This is a genomic window from Sphingobacterium sp. SGR-19 (assembly GCF_011043555.1).
Classification (GTDB): Bacteria; Bacteroidota; Bacteroidia; order Sphingobacteriales; family Sphingobacteriaceae; genus Sphingobacterium.
In genome coordinates this window covers 97,032-115,431 of the sequence record NZ_JAAKGS010000002.1, presented here as the reverse complement: position 1 = coordinate 115,431, position 18,400 = coordinate 97,032, and the positions used below count along the sequence as shown (strand labels likewise).

Sequence of the window (18,400 nt, the reverse complement as noted above, 5' to 3'; positions counted from 1 at the left end):
GATGTTCATCGACCGGGTTAAAACACCCATAATTTTTTTGTCCAAGGATAACTTCCCGGTTTCAACGTCACCACTAATGTTGTTTTCGGCACATGATTCCGAATCACACCTTGCCTATATTCCCATACGGGCAGGAGTGTGTCGATACCCAATACCTCCAATATTGCCCGAGCTGTTGCACCTCCCTCAATGATCAGCTCATGCAATACAAATTTTTGACAAAATATAGCGAGCACCTGCGCGATATGCTCCCGCACCACCTGCGCATCATAAGATACGGTGGAAGCTACTGCGAGCACCACTTCACCGTATTTATCCATTTTCCGGCGAATATCGTCTGCCACTACGCTTTCTTTCCCAATATGCGACCAATATACCACTTTATCCGCGTCAACGGATGCAATACGTTTGATACTATTTTCGTGATTGGAACCACACACATACAAAACCGGACGCTGTAGCAGCGGTTCCGAGCCTCCAGTTACAGACTGCTTTTTTATTCGCTGTCGCAACAATGCGTCAAAAAAAGCAGCTGCTCCCGCATAAAGTCCAAACGGTGACGCTGTAGAAGCCCACTTATGCAAACCTTCCTCATCCTTGACCGCGGCAACGATATACGGCGACTGTGTGTTTGGCCGCATTTCTACACCGTCTATTAACTGCCAGGAATCGGCATCGAGTATCTCCAATACTTCACTTTTCACTATCGGAAACTCGGGATCACGAGCGAAATCCGTTTCTGCAATCGGCTTACCGTCTATCCAATACAAACCATCTTTAATGATCCGACCCAAAGCGGGATTGACAGGGCAAAAAACGACATTGCCTTTTTGGAATATCTTGCGATAAAAGGAGATTTCTTCCTTGATATGTCCACGAAGAGCTGAATCAAATTTCAGGTATATCCAATCCCATTCCAATAGTGGATCATCGGAAAATAGTGTTTTCAAATGTGCAAGGGATTCCTCTATTTTTAAAGAACGTGTATTCGTATTCAGAATCCGGACATCTTTCGTTATTGGTGCCGCCAACGTATGCACAATTTCTACCGACAATCCGTAACGCAAGGCTATACCGCCTATTTCGGCAGCACCTGTCAAGTCATCCGCAATTACCAATACCGATGCCATACGTATTATTTATTCAAAGCCAATTGCACAGCTGATTCAATAGCTAATACCATCGCGTCGGGGCTTGCCACGCCTTTCCCCGCAATCTCAAAAGCCGTACCATGATCTACAGATGTCCGGATAATGGGTAGGCCCATCGTAATGTTCACGCCTTTTACACTATCCATTTGCTTTTTCTCCGCGTTCCATTTAAAACCGGTCAACTTGAAAGGAATATGTCCTTGGTCGTGATACATCGCCACAATACCACCGTAGTAACCGGTAGCAGCTTTCGAAAACAACGTATCCGCGGGAACCGGCCCTTCCACATCGTACCCACGTTTGCGCGCTTCTTCTACAGCTGGTGCAATCTCTTCGTCGTCTTCGGTACCAAACAGACCCGAATCACCGGCATGGGGATTCAAGCCCGCTATTCCAATTTTGAGGTTTTTTTCGCCCAGACTCACCAAACCCTGGTGCAATAATTCCGTTACTTCTACTATACGGTCCTTTTTCACGAGGTCACAGGCCTGGCGCAAGGACACATGTGTAGACACGTGAATGACCTTCATGTTTTCTTCCACGAGAAGCATGGCATATTTTTTTGTCTGGGTGTAATGGGCATAGATCTCTGTATGACCCGCAAAATGATGCCCTGCTTCATTTACAGATTTCTTATTTATCGGCCCGGTTACCGTGGCATCAATTTCTCCGTTCAGGGCTAAATCAATCACCTTTGTAACCGCTTCAAACGAAGCGTTTCCCGCTTCTGCCGATATCTCACCAAACGTTATTTTAGCTAAATCCGTGTTCTTCAAGTCCAATACATCAGCCGCTCCCAGAGCAAATTGAGCTTCCGACACCTGATCAATGGCGTGAACGTTAATAGGTAGTTGCAGTTGCGATATGATTTGTTGGAAAACAGCCGCATCGCCCACCAAAATAGGTCTACAAATATTCTGCACACGTGTATCCAACAATGCTTTCAATGCGATTTCGGGACCAATGCTCGCCGGATCTCCCATCGTGATCCCAATAATTGGCTTATACATGACTAATTAAATTCAGTTTAATATTATCTTTTGTTATCAAAGCTTGAAAAGCTTCCACAATATGCGCTTCTTCCTGGCCGCTCAAGGTATATAAGGGTGGCATCATAAACGATTCACATAAGCCCAATTGTTTCATTAGTACCTTAAGTGCCCACAATGATTCCCCTAAGGACTTATTTGACTGATATAGCGCTCCTAGATCATCCGATTGCTTTTGTAAAGCGTAAGCACTTTCCAAATCACCTTGTTCTGCTGCGCGGCACATATCTCGATATATCGCGGGAGCAAAATTTGCTGAACTCGGCACTATGCCATCACTACCGTTAATTAGGGAATGTGCAGAGGCTCCCGCCCAGCCCATATAATGTTTGAAATCCGTTCGATCGCGCCATAAATCCAATGATTGGTCTATCCGTTCCATATTACGCTCCGAATCTTTCACCGCCACAATTTTCGAATGATGGCTCAGCCGCTCTAACAAATTGAGCGGAATAGACATGTGTGTCGTTGCTGGAATGTTATATACGATCAGGTTAGGCTGAATCGCCTCGGCCAAGTCTAAATAATATTTCTCGATCTGCACATCCGATAGTTTATAATAGGTAGGCAATGTCGCTGCTACTTCGGAGACGCCTAATTCGAACGCCAGATTGGCGAAGGAAATAGAATCTTCGAGAATATTAGATGAAATACCCACATATAGTTTTTTACCTTCGGGTTTACTGACAACAGCTGCTCTTAAATACTCTTCTTTAAAAGTGTTGGACAGCGATGCTGATTCACCAGTAGTCCCTAAGATAAAAGGGGTGGCTCCGTTGGCATACAAATAGGAAAATATCCGGGATACCGCATCTTCATCTAGACTTAAATCTTGTTTCAACGGTGCAACCACCGGAACAATAGTTTCTTTTCTTGTTCTTATTTCGTTCATTTTTTAGTAGGCAGCATTAAATATTGATATCGCATCTTGCAATGTAATCTCTCTAGGGTTGTTGACTAACAACCTCGTAATCTTCATGGCGTCCTCCGCCATTTTCGGAATAGCCTCTTTCGGTATTTCAACATCGCGCAGTCGAGCCGGGATACCACAAGCATTGATTAATTTCCTAACTCGTTCGATGCCTGCACGAGCTGTTTCTTCGTCAGTAGCTAAACGGCTGCATCCCAAAGCAACAGCCACTTGGGCATATTTTTTCGGAGATGCCACGTAATTATATTCCATAATATAGGGCAGTAAAAGTGCGTTGGAAAGGCCATGTGCCAAGTGAAACATACTTCCCAGCGGATAAGACAACGCATGAACCGCTGCGGTATTCACCGGCCCTAAACAGAAGCCACCCAGCATACTTCCCATTGCAACGTGATATCTAGCTTCTTCGTTCTTTCCGTTATGAACAGCTTCTTCTAGATTCTCCGCTATGAGACGCATGCCCTCATAAGCGTACATATCGACAAAAGGTTGTGAAAACTTATTGGTATACGCTTCTAGGCAATGTGTCAACGCGTCCAGACCAGTAGCCGCGGTAACAGCGGGAGGTACACCGATTGTAAGCAAGGGGTCTACATAGACTTTATCCGGGACCAAGTAGGGACTGATGATACCTTTTTTCTGATTTTCGTCATCCACCAGGATCGCGTTAGGAGATACTTCACTTCCCGTTCCCGATGTCGTCGGTACGCAGATAAGCGCCTTACTTCGCCCTCTCAAGACACCGTTTCCTACAATTTCATCCAACGATTGCGTATTATCCAGCTGTGCTGCAACCAACTTCGCTACATCCAACACACTTCCGCCTCCAATACCGATAACGGCATCTGCGGTAGATGGTACAAGTGTTTGTAAAAGTTGTTTCACATCCGAAAACGACGGTTCCTGTTCAATGCTGGTGTCGACAATCACTTCTATATTATTTCTTCCCAATGTTGCCGTAAAATCAGCTATTTGATCCAACAATGGTTTAATCGTCATAACGATGACGGTCTTATATCTCTGTTCCACAACATCTTCGGTTAGCTGCTGCAGCACACCATTTCCAAAAACCAAGGTCCCCGGAAAGCTAACCTTTAACACCCTATCTATTGACATATTATTTCGATAATCTATTTTACTCTTCTTCTGCTTTATATGTTTCGAGCGTAGGTAGCTCGTATCCTTTCACATGAGGCCAAACACCGTTCTTTATTGTTCTTTTCTTTAACTTCTTAGGATTCACAACAACATGCTTCATCTTTTGCCGTCGCCATGTATAAGCGAAATGCAATAAACCATCCTTCGTCTGTATAACGGCCGGATAGGAATATTGGCTGATCGGAGAGTCCTCCAAAATCAACACGGCATCCCACTTTTTACCATCTTTAGAAACCGCAACGTTCAGTGGTGTACGCGGTCCTTTCGGATTTTCAGGACCCGGTAATACGTGGTTGTATACCAGTACATGCATTCCATTTTCCATCGTGACTGCATCCGTACCAGAATTATTATTGGGCAGCGTTGTTTTGCCCAATGGTGTCCAGGTTTCGCCGTTATCGTAAGACCATGATTCTACCAAAGCCCAATTACGGCTTCTCGCTAAAATCTGTAATTTGCCGTTCCCATGATCTAAAATACTAGGCTGAATCGCCTGGAGATTATCTTCTCCTGTCGCAATCGGTCCAACCTTGCGCCAAGTCTTCCCAAAGTCTGCCGTAATTTCAAAATGAATATTCCAACCACTCCCCTCGGTGCTTGTGGGGCAAATTAAATTGCCATTACTTAATAAAACAGGTTTATTCTTAACGGGCCCGAGGTATCCTTCGGGAAGTTTTTCCGCAGCCGACCACGTTTTTCCACCATCCGTAGAACGCTTTAGCATGCCCCACCATTCGGATGGTTTAGGCCCAACTTTGTAGAACAACAACAACTCGCCATGAGGAATTTGATATAGTACTGGATTCCAAGTTGGTAGCCTGCTCCCATCTTCCTGAACACCATCCGCGGCGGATTTTGGTGCTGTCCACTGTCCATTTTCATAACGGCATATATATATCTCGACGTCGGGGTTACGCTCCCGTGTTCCGCCGAAAAAGGCGTAAACCAAGCCTTCCGGAGTCTCTACAATCGTGGCTGAGTGGCAAGAAGGGAAGCCGGCTTTATCATAGATAAATTCGTCTTTAACGATACCTTGCTGCCACTTATGCAATGCATTTTGCTGTGCTTGCGTCCCGACCAGAAACAAAAAACTAATAACAATGGATAAACCTATTTTATTTTTCATATACTCTTATAATTTAGTTTTGAATTGATAAGTTCCCGACCCGATCGCTATCTTCACCCTATCCGCATCCACTGACAGTATTTCGATATCTTTATGCGCACTTAATTTTTTGTTACCTTCGGTAATCGACGATGGTTCTTTTGCAGGTAAATACACTACGGCTTTTGCATTTTCTGGAATAGAGATCTTCCATTCAAAAGCAGATTTGTGCTTTGCCCAGTTAGATACAATTTCGCCATATAAACTCTTGTACCTGGCATCCACATGATCCAGCCCCGCGATCAGCTCCGGCTTCATCACGACGGTTTGGAACCCATTCTCTTCGGATTTAATTCCAGCCAGGTTTTCATAATACCACACCATCAAATCACCTAGCATCATGACGTGGTTTTGCGAGTTCATTCTTGGATGGGCTGTGTTACCATTCCACAGCTCCCAAATCGTTGTCGCACCGTGTTCAATCATATAACCCCACGACGGATAGGACGTATTGGTAGCCAGTTTATACGCCAAATCGGAACGTCCCATATCAGTCAACGTACGCATAATCCATTGTGTCCCCACCACGCCCGTACTCAGGTGTCCGTTATTTTCCTTTTCGATGATCGTTACAATCCTATTAGCCAGCTTTTCTTTGTTCTGGTCTTCGACTAGGCCGAAGTACATCGCTAATATATTCTCGGTCAGCGTATTTTTGCCATAATAGCCCGCCGCGTGGTAAAACCGCTTATTAAAATTTTCCTTCATTTTTTTGGCAGCCTGCTCGAAGGCCACTCGGTCCTGCCCGTTTTCGGTATGTTCCGAAAAGCGCGCCATCATATTCAACAAATGATAGTAGTATGCTGTTGACAAGAGTGGATTCGGATATTTCTTGTCCGCACTCTTTCCGCGTCCTTCTTCTATGGTTGCCGGCGGCGCACACCAGTCTCCGTAGCTATCCTTGGTGATAATCCCTTCATCATCCATATAACGCGCCTGCATGTAATGCATCCAGCGTTTCATGGCCGGATAATGATCTTGCAACACGCGTATATCTCCAGTCTGTTGATAAAGCATATCCGCAATAATCAGATACGTCCCTGGCCAAGTCATATTATCACTATAATATCGCCAAAAAGCCGGTGCTACATCCGGTATAGCGCCATCCTCTTTCTGCGACAAACGAATATCCTCCAACCATTTGATATAGAAATTGGTATTATCGAACAAGAAGCTTTCGCCATACGCACTAACCGGACGATCGCCCAACCAAGCCTGACGTTCATTTCGCTGTGGACAGTCGACAGGAATACTTTTGTAATTGGATGCAATTCCCCACCAAGCGTTGTGGTGTATTTGGTTCAACAGTGTATTCGAGGAGTTAAACGACCCTACGGTCTCCATATCATCATATACCAGTCGGCCAATAAAGTTGTCGGCGATAGCCTCGCCAGGATACCCCTCTACCTCCACATATCGAAACCCCTGATAGGTAAAACGAGGCTCCCATTCCTCCGTTGCTCCACCTTTCAAGATATACTTATCAGTTGCCTTCGCTGCGCGCAGATTGTCGCGAAAAAGCGTTCCATCCTCATTTAGCGATTCCGCAAAACGTAAAGTTACTTCGGTACCAACGTTACCCTGCACACGCATCTTGACCCAGCCCGAAAAGTTTTGCCCGTAATCGATAATATATTTCCCATCGTCCTTTGCTGTGACCGAAACCGGTTTGATATCCTGCATGACTTTCATGTTGCGGTTTAGCTGCGCTTCGTAGTTCCCTCCGGGCTCTTGCACATATTCAGCTGTTCTCCATGCAACGTCATTATAACCCACAGTGGACCAGCCTAGTAGTTCCTTACGTGCATCATAAATCTCTCCGTCGTATTCGTTATTGGAAAGAATCGGTCCGTCCGTCGTACCCTTCCAAGTATCATCGGTATGTATCGTCTGCTGCGATCCGTCGGTATACGTAATCCGAATCTGCATCTGCATTTTTGGGAAACCAAAGTTTTTCACTTTATACGGTTTTTCCTGTCGTATCGCATAGTAGCGTCCGTTTCCTAATATCACGCCCAATGCGTGTTCTTTGCCGCGAAGTGATTCCGTAACATCGAACACGTTATATTTGACATTTTTGGTATAATCGGTTAAACCCGGTGCTAGCACCTGATCGCCGATCTTCTTACCATCAATATACAGCTCGTATAAGCCAAGCCCCATGATGTAGACTGTTGCTTGCTGCACCTCTTTTGTTAGGGAAATCTCCTTTCTGAAATAACGTGCACTAAGGTAACCAGCGCTTTTGTCATCACTGTCGAAGTATCCGTCAAAGCCGATCCACCGTCGGTTCCAATCCTTATAATACAATAGTCCCACCCGCCATGACGCTGGTGCAGACCAATCGGATTCCCCTTGATTGGTGGAGACTCTTACTTTCCAAAAAACCTCCGTGTCGCTCGCTAATGCTTTCCCATCATAGAATACGGAAATAGAATTATCGGATATTTGTTTGCCTGAATCCCATAGGTCGCCGATATGTTGTGCCAGTTTTTCGGGTGAAGACGCCACTAGAATATGATATGCCGTCTGGACAACATTTCGTTCATCTGCCCGAATTTGCCAGCTTAGTCTGGGGCTTGTCTTATCTACACCAATTGGATTGGTCAACAATTCACACCGCAGCACGTCCACACGGGGTTGTGCAAAAACTGTTAAGCTTACACACAACCAAACTAGCATCCCTGTTATCTTGACTATTCCATTCATTACATTATTTCTTTACTGTTGGACCGAAAAATCAAAATAGAGCACCATGTGCAGCGCACGGATTGGTTCTTTTTCGAAATCGTAATACACGTGCTTCATGCCCATTGGCCCCGTCGTCTCCGGTTTTTGGGTTTTTGTACCAATTGCCGAAATACCATTCATAAACGAAATATCACCATTGGGAAAGGTCGGTTCCATATTCTTCCAGTCGGTATCCTCTTGCTCTTTGGGCGTAAACAACCGTAAGAATACATCTTCTCTATCGGTGAATACCAGAAACGATTGCTCATCCGTAAAGAATTTCGTCCAGTACATATTACTGTGGTACCCTTTAAATTCTGGATATTCAAAAGGAGGTTCGCCCGTCGCAGCGTCATTATAATCCTTCTTCCATACGCCAAACTGGTTGCCCTTCATCCTATTTTTCCATACACGATAAGGCCCCATTCCCATATATTCCACGCCTTTCATTTTATCCTCGGGAAACGAGAAATTGACGCCTACGAACTTGGTAAAATATTCTTGAGGAAAGTACTGTACGTGCATTTTCACCTGTCCCGATGGGTAAATCTCCCACGTCAACGTATTATAACTTTCTTTCTTATCGAACGTAGACGCAATCACCACTTTACTGTCTTCTTCTTTGACGGTAAAATTTTTGAAATTGGTAACAGCTTCCTGGATTGTAGGCCCGTTGTTGAATGGAATAATCCCTTTACCGTTTCTCACCTCTTCCATCAGCCCACTCTCCTTATTGAATTGAATGGTGATTCCGTTGGCAGAAACGACATAGCTTGCGGCCGTCTCTTCTACATGAACAGTTGTTTCTGTTTTCGTTAGGAAGTTTTCCGCGACCTGATTCGGACGACTTATCGGGAAGCTCCATGTATAAATTTCCAGACCATTTACATCTTTTGCCGTGATATACAACACGTCATAGTCTTGCCAATCTGCCGGAAAATCTAGCTTTAAAACACCTCGATGATACGGCTGGATATCAGGAGCAGCGATTGTCCCGGTCACCCCTCCCTTGTCTTCTCCATACTGTCCCAGTTTCTTTAACTCGTAACTGAACGAACATTGGTTTGTATTCGTAAAGGCGTATCGATTTTCGATATGAAATGCACCATCAAAGCCGGCAGTCATTTCCCTCTTTTCGAAGAAAATAGGACTCCAAACCTCTTTAATGGTATAGAAACTACCCTCTTTTTCATAATATGGTCCTACGATTCCGTCAGCACCGTGGTTGCCGTCGGTATCGACGATATTATCCTTATCCGTACGCACCAATCCCTGGTCTTGAAAATCCCAAAGGAATCCACCGGCAGACAGCGGATTTGCCCACATTGCTTTCCAGTAATCTTCGATTCCTGCACCATGACCACCATCCCACATACCGTGTAAAAATTCGGTCGGCATGACAATATTACGTCCGTGGTCATAAGTTCCTATACCGTAGTTATATTCCCGGTAGTGGGTTGTCTCGAAACCACCATATACCGCCCACGGATAGATCAATGGGCGTTTTTGCATATCGTAAGCAAAAAAGATGCTGTCAAGTTCCGGATTATGTCCACCTTCATTTCCGTTGGCCCAAAAAATAATAGAGGGGTGGTTTTCCGATACCACCATCATCTCTTTGAGGAGTTTCGTGCCAGTTGGTGTGTCGTAATAGCCATGCCATCCACCAAGTTCATTCATTACATACAGCCCTAAAGAATCGCATACTTCGAGAAAATGGTTGTCGGGTGGATAATGTGCCATCCGGACGGCATTCATATTCATTTCCTTGATCAACTTCACATCGTGAATACTAATTTCTTTACTCGTAGTTCGGCCGGATTCGGGGTGGAAAGAATGACGGTTTACGCCTTTAAATTTAATTTTCACACCATTGATATACACGCCGTCACGTTCTTTGACTTCGACCGTCCTAAAACCAAATTTCTGTGCCTTTTCATGTACTTTCTTTCCTTTTCTCCACAACGAAATATGCGCTTTATACAGGTTAGGAAATTCAGAAGACCATAAATCGGGATCGGAAAACTGACCTTTCAGTTCGGTTTTATCCTGTTGAAAACGTGCGGATAGCTTATCGCCATAAGGCCGACCGTTCAAATCGGTTATTTGAATTTGAATTTCGTCTGCATCACCGCTCTTTTCTATAATGCTGCGAAACTGACCGTCTGCTTTCGCGTCAATCGATACACGTTGTATATGACTTTGTGGTAGTGCTTCCAGATAGACCGGACGATAAATACCCCCAAATATCCAATAGTCCGCTTCCCGCTCAGCCGCATTCACCGATTTATTCTCTGAATGCTTCGCTACAGTCACTTCCAACAGATTCTCTCCTTTGTAGTTTAACAGTTTCGAAACATCGTATTTAAATACATAAAAAGAGCCTTGATGAACCTCGCCAGCCGACTTTCCGTTTATCTTAACTTCCGCATCCGTCATCACACCCTCGAAGACCAGGTTCACAACCTGTCCCTTCCATCCTTTGTCTACGGTAAATGTATATTTATAAAGTCCTTTCTCTTTCCCTTTCTTTTCTTCTTTATCAAACCCATAATTGTATTTGCCGAAACCATGCAGTTCCCAATTGGAAGGCACCGGAATTTTCGACCATTTTCCCGCATTCATTCCATCCGTGACGAAAAAATCCCACAAAACCCCGTCGTCCTTACCTTTTCCTGATAAGTATTTCACCTGTGTACTTTGCGCATGCGAAAAACACATTCCGACACACCACAAACACAATATCCATACATATCTAAAATCAGTCTTCATATTTCAATTTTCGGTTATTCTTTTATTTCAATTTCTCTGCTTGGAAAAGCGATATTGCAAACGCAGCTTCTCTATCTACGCCATCAGCATCTTCCACATCAAAATCCTGATCCGTTGGCGTATCCGCATCCGGATACCGGCGCACGTCCCCTGTCCGGAACGACACACGGCTAATCTCGCTTACCGGTTGAAAAAATAGACGGGTCCCTTTTTCCGTGCCGTTGATGTTGACTTGATAGGAACGTGTCTGTACATCTACCGTCAACTCGATATGATAGGTTTTTCCGGCTTCATAAGATTGTAAGCCAGACATCCGATAGCCCGCCTTATTTTTAATCTGTCCGTCTGCATCAAACACCATACGGGCTGCTGCCTGCCCTAAATCATTGACCAGCTCTATTTGCAAGCTGCCGTGGTCCGCCTGTTGCGGTGTAACCGTAAAAGCAATTTTTACTTTCTTCGAAGATTCAATTATCCGTTCCGCTTTCGCATAGTCAAATTTATCTTTGTCCCGCAACATCAAGGCATTCTCTGCTAACCTGACGGATGCCCATAGTGGACTATAAATATTCCACTTGTTATATACGTCGGTTGCATTATTAGAAAAATCATCGCGAACATCTCCCGCTACTGTCGATGTAATCGGAACAGGTACTTTCGATACCCACATATCTTCTTTGTTCATGCTGTACGTCACCCACATATTACCGTCTGGAGGTACGCCGTTTCCCTCCTGTATACCTCTCGGGTACTGTGGCCCATAAGACTTATAGTTACCGCCGTAACGCATGGTGGTGATTTCACCGTTGATCAGTAGCAAATCGGTATAGGTCAAGCCGTCGTTGCTGGTGGATACCGCTAAAGGCCAACGAAACTCCGATGGGTTGTAAACGGTGGCAAAGCGATTATCGGATGTCCGTTGGCCCCATATTTTAGCGTTACTGTTTACAAAACCCGGCGCACGCAAAGGATTGTATGCCCACGTTTTGCCTTTATCTTTACTCAAGGAAGTCAAGGCGTGTTTCCACATACCCACCACATCGCCGTTATCCAACGTATAATAAGCAAATGCTTTTAACGGACGGTTGTAAGGGATCAAAGGATCATCACGATCAGCTTCTTCAACCCACTGTTGCATTTGGAGGGGTTGCTCCATGAGCTCCTTGCATGCCTGCACGAATGCCTTGTCCTTACTCTTGGTATATAACGGGTATATCGCTAACTTTTGGTCAAAGGAGGAATTAAAGCGAATGAAATAAATAGGTCCAAAAGAGCCGTCTTTCTTAATTTCCCTGACGACACGTCCCACACCATATCCGTCGTTGGGACTATCTTTTGCGTCGAGTGCTACCCCATAATACCCGATAGTTAACAGTTTACCATTTTTAGCCGTATAAAACCCCATACGTTGGTGCATAATCGCGTATAAGTCCTTACCGGCTTTATCGGTTCTACCGGGCTTACTAAAACCTTCCGGCACCGGATAAGGAGGAAAAAGCTCGACAGGATCCGACCAGTTGTAGCCATCCTTGGAGGTTTGGAGTACAGATTTACCTTTGCCGATATGCTCCCCCACAGGGTTACCTAAAAACTGCAAATAATAAGTTTTATTCCAGTAGGCTAAAAACGGCTGATGATTATAGGTAAAATCGTGTCCTCCGGCTCGTTCGGGATACGCTCTGCTTGCCCGGAAAGTTTGTATATTGTGCGTTCCCACAACGGGTTTCAATTGCCCGTGGTGATAGTCTACGTTAGACAGGGTCTGTCCTACGTATTTCATCGTATCTTGTGCCGTGGCACCATACGACGCACATAATAAAGTAATTCCTAATATCGCTGATCTCATCTTTTTATCACTCATAACTTATAACTCATCACTTCTCCAACAACTTTTTCAAATCCTTTTTGGAAGCTTTGAAGATTGTTCCGTGTTTATGTCCTTCTGGGACACTAATCTTATCGTTAATTTTTTTGAACTTTTTAAAATCTGTGGTTGACACCGCCTCATAGCTTTTGCTACCATAGGAGTCAAAATAGATCAACCACTCATTTCCCAATTTGATTACACTTGGCCCTTCTGTTTTAAAATCTGAATACGGCTCGGAGACGTTCTCATAAGGTCCTAACGGATTGTCACCAAAAGCGACTTTCAAATTACGATTCGGACGTGTGTTATCTTTTAATACCAATACATAATCGTCTTTACCTTTCTTTACAATGACCGCATCGATGATGCTAAAGCCCGGATCCGCGAATAGCTTGGTTTCTGTAAACGTTTCAAAATCCTTGGTCGTCGTGTAGTACATCCGATGGTTATTTCTTTCTTCCTCTTCCCCTTTCGGAAAACGTTCTGGAATAGTTGACGCCCAGATAATAATAAACCGGTCTTCATCTTCATCGTAGAACAGTTCTGGCGCCCAGATATTCACGGTCGTAGCTTCATGTTCCATAACGGGCACGATCTTTTTGTTTTCCCAATGGATCAGATCTTTCGAAGAAGCATACCCAATACCTTCATTCCCTTGCCAGCCGATTGTCCAGACTAAATGATAAATACCTTTATCATCGCGCACCATGGACGGGTCACGCATAATCTTCTGTTCGCCTAATTCAGGTTTCAGAAAGACACCATCAATTGCTGTCCAGGAATAGCCATCTTCACTATATAGATAGCGTAGCCCTTCATCGGCGGGTTCACGAAAAGAAGTGAACATATAAACATCCCTCTGGCACGAAGCCAAAAGGGATGCCGCTAACACAACAACTAAAAGATTTAATTTCGTTTTCATTATAAACTATCTAAAATCAGCACCCAATCATTCCCATCTTTTGCTTCACCCGCTGGTTTGAATGTTTGTACACCTGTATTCTCTACCTCACCAATGACGGTCTCTTCGCCATTTCGCGGATTGAACCAAGAGGCTTTCACTTTGTCTCCTTTAATTTTACCCATATTGATCTTCATTTCTCTACCGTTGTAGTTGTAGATAAATGCATAGTTATCGGTTCGGGTTGCTAATAATCGGTTATATTTTTCACCATTTTCAGCAATCAACGTCTGGTCGGGAACACGCTCAAAATAGACATCTCTCGACAACATCAGCTCTTTTAAATACTGCATTTGCGACGCGCCCGGTGCATTTAGCCCCTCTGTCCAGAGCTCCGACGAGCCATAAGCTGTCGTGGAATCTGTTGCCGAGTGCATCTGCATAACTGAATTCTGTCCATATGTATATCCGAAAGCACCTGCAAACACCGACCAATACCCATAGCGGCGCACATCTTGGTCTTTCCAACGCGGTTCTTTAATATCATGCAGACCTTGTGGAATTCCCTCATACGAAGGTTCGCCATCAATGGTTGGCTTTACAGGACTTAATGCCCAGTCCACCTCCATAAACTTCCAGTTGTCCTCGCCATAGTGTTTGTTTTCATTGCTGGAAGTATCCTGATCGTAACGTCTGTGCCCAGATTGCACCATATTAAAATCTAACCACGGTTCGTTGTGGAACCAATCCGAAGAAGCGGTTCTACCTCGCGGGTGGAATGTCATCAGATGATTTTGATCGATCGTCTTAATGGTCTTTCCCATTTCCAGCCAAACAGCGGTAGAATCGGAACCGTGGATATCGCCTCCGTTAAGCCAAACAATATTCGGTCTATCTTTCCAACGTTCCGCTAAGAAAGTCGCATATTTCTTCGTTTGTTCGACCGAAACTTTACCATCTTTTACCGGCGATCCCCATACAGGCACCAGGGCCATATAAATCCCTTTTTCCGCTGCCTGGTCAATAATATAATCGATATGATCCCAATAATCGTACTCTTCCGCTACTTCAGGATTATTCCCCTCTGTGACTAGCGGACGCGAAATATCTTTATTCACCATGGACGAGTCGCCGTACGCATTAACCGACGGTACGGTATGCAAAACCATCGCCTGCACCACATTGAATCCTTTTTGCTTTCTATCTTCTAAATACTGTTCCGCCTCATCCCTGTTCAATTTGTTAAATAACAGCCAACCCGTATCGCCAAGCCAAAAGAAGGGTTCCCCATCATCGGTGGTTAAATACCTTCCGTTTTCCGATACTTTCAACACAGACATTCCGGTTGACGATGCTTCTTGATCAGAAGTCGACGTACAGGAAGAAAATAAGGCTCCTGCAAACACAAATGGTAATAGGTTCTTACGAATAACGTTCATATTATTTCTTGGTTATCCAGATAATCTCTGGGGTATTTTTAAAATTCTTGATTGTTACGTCCTGCTTTGTCTTGATTTTCTCTGTAGCCAGGATAGCACCGGTTTTCGGATGGATATGGTACACATTATAAGTTCCCTTCCATTTCGTCAAATCCACTTGCAATGGTTTTTTATCTGGGTTATAAAAGATAGCCGCATCATTTCCCCGCAATGTCCATACGCCTTGCTGAACTTTTGCTTGCATAGAAGAAGCTTCTTTGTAAAATTCGGGGTGCGCTATCCGAGGAACGTTTGCCATGGAACCTCCCGCCATAAACACTGTCCAAGCATGTTCGGGATAACTCGCACTGTGATAAGTCACGGCTTTATCCGGAAATTTATTTCGGTATTCGGAGACCGCCTGATAAATTTGTTCGTCCGAGGTACCACCACCCTTCATTTTCCGTGCATGTTGACGCGGCGCCAAATTCTTGCCTCCCTCCGGAGCATAAGCCGTTCCATCTTTCCGATAATACCAGTAACGGATATCAATGACTTGTACTTCTCTCGAACGTATCGGATCGGCGAGAATCGCATCCTGTACATCCTTCGTCGTAGAGAGTGCGATAACCGGATCATAGCCTGTTTCCGCCTTCCATTCCTTGATCACATCGAGCCAAAACTCTACAAAATGCAACGGACCCGTATATTCGGCGCTGATCAACTGAATAACGCCTGTATTGTCTTTGAAATTCTCTAAACATTGGCGAATATAGGCTCGATGAAGTTCGCGCCGTACAGGATGCGTAACATCGTAAAATTGTTCCGCCATAAAAATCCGCTTATCACCTGCATACGGTACCGGTTCCGGGAAACCTACGTTATTGATATTATTAGCCGTCCGCCAAGGGGAATCCGTGTAATGCGCCCCTGCCTCCAAAATATTGTGCTGGAAGTAGTTCTGGTGCAGCAGTACCAGTCCTTTTTGGTCTGCCAAATCTGCAAACTGCTTCAATCTATTCCAGTAAAAAGGATTGTATTTCGTTAAATCATATTTCGACAAACCGTCATACGCAAGTCCCTGTCCGCTTCTGGCGAAAGGCAATTCATAAAACGGCGGCCATACTTCGCCATCCATCCGGCGTATCCGCTCGTGGTCGTCCCGACGGCGATCGTACCATAAACCATAGTTATGATCTATACTCAAGACATGGTTAACTAACATACTATCCACCACTTCGTGGAGATCATCCGTCAGACCGGTTCCAGTCTCTCCTGGAACATAACGGGTAATATGCGGTTTGGCAGCTTCTAGTCCACGTGGACGGATATTGCCATTCCACCATTGAATATCGTGTTTAAGCCCCACGAGCACCTCGTCACCACGTACCAGCCAGCCATTCCTGATCGTCATATCGGCTGTTTTCACGATGGTCTTCTCTTTTGGCACGTCTTTGTTTGTTAAGATCTTTACGTCTACTGTAGAGACATTTAAAGATTCACGATCGTTTGCTCCGGCGATTAGATCCGTTAACAGCGCCGCCGGTTCCCGGGCGATTTCCGTTAACTCCATGGCAACTTCAATTGATGGACTGCTGGAAGCTTCGGTGGTCATGGGCAACAGCACCGTCCTTTCTTTAGCAGGCTCTCCTACTCGCTCTTGCAGTTGCGCATAATACAAGCTCCGCGGGTTAATATGGCTATTTGATTCCGCCCAATAGGCGTCCCCCTGAAACTGCGCCCAGAGACCGAATCCCCAGTTCTGTGCAGTTGGCGGCTGCACACTTTCAATCAGTGCTGCCGTAGATTGCCAAAATACACTATTCGCTGCTGTCCAACCGGCACCTTTTCCATCCTGTCCGCGGTTGCCATAACGCAACGCTTGTGCATCGATATCCACAATATCAAATAATACGCCAGAAGCCCAGCTATCTATCGCACCACTAAAACTGTACGGTTCTACCGCCTGACATTGTACAAAAGCATTCGGACCGGCAGCTACAAAACCTACTGCGAAATCATGGTAACCTTTTTCCGAATACAGTCGCTGGAACAACGTCTGTTGGCCTCGGGTATAAAAGGTATATCTTCGCTGTCCGCCGATTTCCGAAACGGGATCTCTCGATATACAATCTTCGACGGTCAGCTTACTGGAAGTTTCTTTTGCGTACACGGCTGATCCCGCAAAGTAGCGGAACTGCATACGCCTAACCCATACATTCGTTGCATTTTCAACCGTAATAGCCATCCATCGATGGTCTTCATCTTTTGGATTCGACGCGTTAAAAGTCGATTCCAGCTGTATATTTTCAATACCGACCTGCTCAATCCGGCCGTTCCAAGTATACTTCTCTACCGTAGCACCACCATAACGTTCGTCTAAAGCTATCGTGAGAGGAACATCTACCTCAACTAAGTCTCCTTCGATACGAACGACTGTCCGATCCCAAGTTGTATTCCAGTAACCTGGCTTCCAGCCCAAGAACGACATCCCGCCTCCAAACTCTTCCGCTTTCAGCGTCTTAATCCATTCGTCTGTTGACGGACGGGTAATCATAATGCGGTCGCCCGTCTGCAAATCGCCCGCATTATCCACATGGAACGTCCTCGCATTTACAGGAACATAAGCGTCCCGAACCCGTCGTTTTTTTCCACGGACGATATCATTCTGTCCTGCTACACGGATTAACGTTTCTCTGGTTGTGCCTTCACCTATCAACGAGGTACCGTTTTCCGTAAACCCGGAACCTCTTAATATTACACCGGAAGTATGCAGTTTTAAAGAACCCGATACATGGTATTCTCCCGGCTGCAGCAACACCGCTCCACGTAATCCTTGCTTATCCACAGGCAATTGTGACACATAATCAATCGCCGCTTGGATACGCGCCGTAGCGTCGCCTTCTTGTATCGGCACAACTATTTTCACTGGTGCCTCGGGAATAGCTTTGTTACCACCCTCATAGCCTGCATGCGAAAAATCAGGAATGCGATTGCCCAGTGAGTCCGGCTGGTAAACTAGTTTACCTTCCTTCCAAAGTAAGGGTTCGGTGGCATCTTGCGTATATCCTACAAAACAGCCGGCAAAAAACAACACGAATCCCAGCAAGAATTTACTCGGAACCCATGGACAAAATGTATGTTTATTATTCAACTTCAATACTGTTTAAAAAAGATCTACAACGCTTTAAATAAACCAGTTAGATGCCTCGACCATAACCTGAATATTTTGTATGTAAGTTTACTTATCGTTTATAC

General features: G+C 44.9%; 11 protein-coding genes. All 11 read right to left on the bottom strand.

Annotation, left to right across the window (positions count from 1 at the left end; translation table 11 throughout):
- Nucleotides 1–17: 17 nt before the first annotated feature.
- Genes G5B43_RS04395 through G5B43_RS04345 form a run of 11 tightly spaced genes read right to left on the bottom strand, consistent with a single transcriptional unit; the run spans nucleotide 18 to nucleotide 18,296 of the window.
- Complete coding sequence (locus G5B43_RS04395) at nucleotides 18–1,130, bottom strand: four-carbon acid sugar kinase family protein (RefSeq protein ID WP_165293516.1); 1,113 nt, start codon at nucleotides 1,128–1,130, stop codon at nucleotides 18–20.
- Between the two features lie 5 nt (nucleotides 1,131–1,135).
- Nucleotides 1,136–2,161, bottom strand: a complete 1,026-nt coding sequence (pdxA, locus tag G5B43_RS04390; RefSeq protein WP_165293515.1) for a 4-hydroxythreonine-4-phosphate dehydrogenase PdxA — start codon at nucleotides 2,159–2,161, stop codon at nucleotides 1,136–1,138.
- Nucleotides 2,154–3,092: a dihydrodipicolinate synthase family protein gene (locus G5B43_RS04385; RefSeq protein WP_165293514.1), complete on the bottom strand. Its 939-nt coding sequence runs from the start codon at nucleotides 3,090–3,092 to the stop codon at nucleotides 2,154–2,156. Before G5B43_RS04385 ends, pdxA begins: the two co-directional genes overlap by 8 nt.
- Nucleotides 3,093–3,095: 3 nt before the next feature.
- Nucleotides 3,096–4,247, bottom strand: coding sequence for an iron-containing alcohol dehydrogenase (locus G5B43_RS04380; RefSeq protein ID WP_165293513.1), 1,152 nt, complete (start codon nucleotides 4,245–4,247; stop codon nucleotides 3,096–3,098).
- A 19-nt stretch (nucleotides 4,248–4,266) separates the two neighbouring features.
- Complete coding sequence (locus G5B43_RS04375) at nucleotides 4,267–5,415, bottom strand: sialidase family protein (RefSeq protein ID WP_165293512.1); 1,149 nt, start codon at nucleotides 5,413–5,415, stop codon at nucleotides 4,267–4,269.
- A 6-nt stretch (nucleotides 5,416–5,421) separates the two neighbouring features.
- Nucleotides 5,422–8,163: an alpha-L-rhamnosidase gene (locus G5B43_RS04370; RefSeq protein ID WP_165293511.1), complete on the bottom strand. Its 2,742-nt coding sequence runs from the start codon at nucleotides 8,161–8,163 to the stop codon at nucleotides 5,422–5,424.
- A gap of 12 nt (nucleotides 8,164–8,175) precedes the next feature.
- A complete protein-coding gene (locus G5B43_RS04365) occupies nucleotides 8,176–10,956 on the bottom strand; it encodes a glycoside hydrolase family 2 protein (RefSeq protein WP_165293510.1) in 2,781 nt (926 codons plus the stop codon).
- Nucleotides 10,957–10,978: 22 nt separating this feature from the next.
- Nucleotides 10,979–12,802 (bottom strand): exo-alpha-sialidase, encoded by a 1,824-nt coding sequence (locus tag G5B43_RS04360; RefSeq protein ID WP_165293509.1) that lies wholly within the window; start codon nucleotides 12,800–12,802, stop codon nucleotides 10,979–10,981.
- A 28-nt stretch (nucleotides 12,803–12,830) separates the two neighbouring features.
- Nucleotides 12,831–13,745: a glycoside hydrolase family 43 protein gene (locus G5B43_RS04355; protein ID WP_165293508.1), complete on the bottom strand. Its 915-nt coding sequence runs from the start codon at nucleotides 13,743–13,745 to the stop codon at nucleotides 12,831–12,833.
- Entirely contained in the window at nucleotides 13,745–15,163 is a 1,419-nt protein-coding gene (locus G5B43_RS04350; protein ID WP_165293507.1) for a glycoside hydrolase family 140 protein, read from the bottom strand. The genes G5B43_RS04355 and G5B43_RS04350 overlap by 1 nt, the downstream gene beginning before the upstream one ends.
- Nucleotide 15,164: 1 nt before the next feature.
- Nucleotides 15,165–18,296 (bottom strand): DUF6298 domain-containing protein, encoded by a 3,132-nt coding sequence (locus tag G5B43_RS04345; RefSeq protein ID WP_165293506.1) that lies wholly within the window; start codon nucleotides 18,294–18,296, stop codon nucleotides 15,165–15,167.
- Between the last annotated feature and the right edge of the window lie 104 nt (nucleotides 18,297–18,400).

Excerpts from the sequence above, each read along its gene's own strand:
- G5B43_RS04375 (WP_165293512.1), bottom strand. The coding sequence starts at position 5,415 with ATGAAAAATAAAATAGGTTTATCCATTGTTATTAGTTTTTTGTTTCTG.
- G5B43_RS04350 (WP_165293507.1), bottom strand. The coding sequence starts at position 15,163 with ATGAACGTTATTCGTAAGAACCTATTACCATTTGTGTTTGCAGGAGCC.
- G5B43_RS04355 (WP_165293508.1), bottom strand. The coding sequence starts at position 13,745 with ATGAAAACGAAATTAAATCTTTTAGTTGTTGTGTTAGCGGCATCCCTT.
- G5B43_RS04380 (WP_165293513.1), bottom strand. The coding sequence starts at position 4,247 with ATGTCAATAGATAGGGTGTTAAAGGTTAGCTTTCCGGGGACCTTGGTT.
- G5B43_RS04395 (WP_165293516.1), bottom strand. The coding sequence starts at position 1,130 with ATGGCATCGGTATTGGTAATTGCGGATGACTTGACAGGTGCTGCCGAA.
- G5B43_RS04360 (WP_165293509.1), bottom strand. The coding sequence starts at position 12,802 with ATGAGATCAGCGATATTAGGAATTACTTTATTATGTGCGTCGTATGGT.
- pdxA (WP_165293515.1), bottom strand. The coding sequence starts at position 2,161 with ATGTATAAGCCAATTATTGGGATCACGATGGGAGATCCGGCGAGCATT.
- G5B43_RS04385 (WP_165293514.1), bottom strand. The coding sequence starts at position 3,092 with ATGAACGAAATAAGAACAAGAAAAGAAACTATTGTTCCGGTGGTTGCA.
- G5B43_RS04370 (WP_165293511.1), bottom strand. The coding sequence starts at position 8,163 with ATGAATGGAATAGTCAAGATAACAGGGATGCTAGTTTGGTTGTGTGTA.
- G5B43_RS04365 (WP_165293510.1), bottom strand. The coding sequence starts at position 10,956 with ATGAAGACTGATTTTAGATATGTATGGATATTGTGTTTGTGGTGTGTC.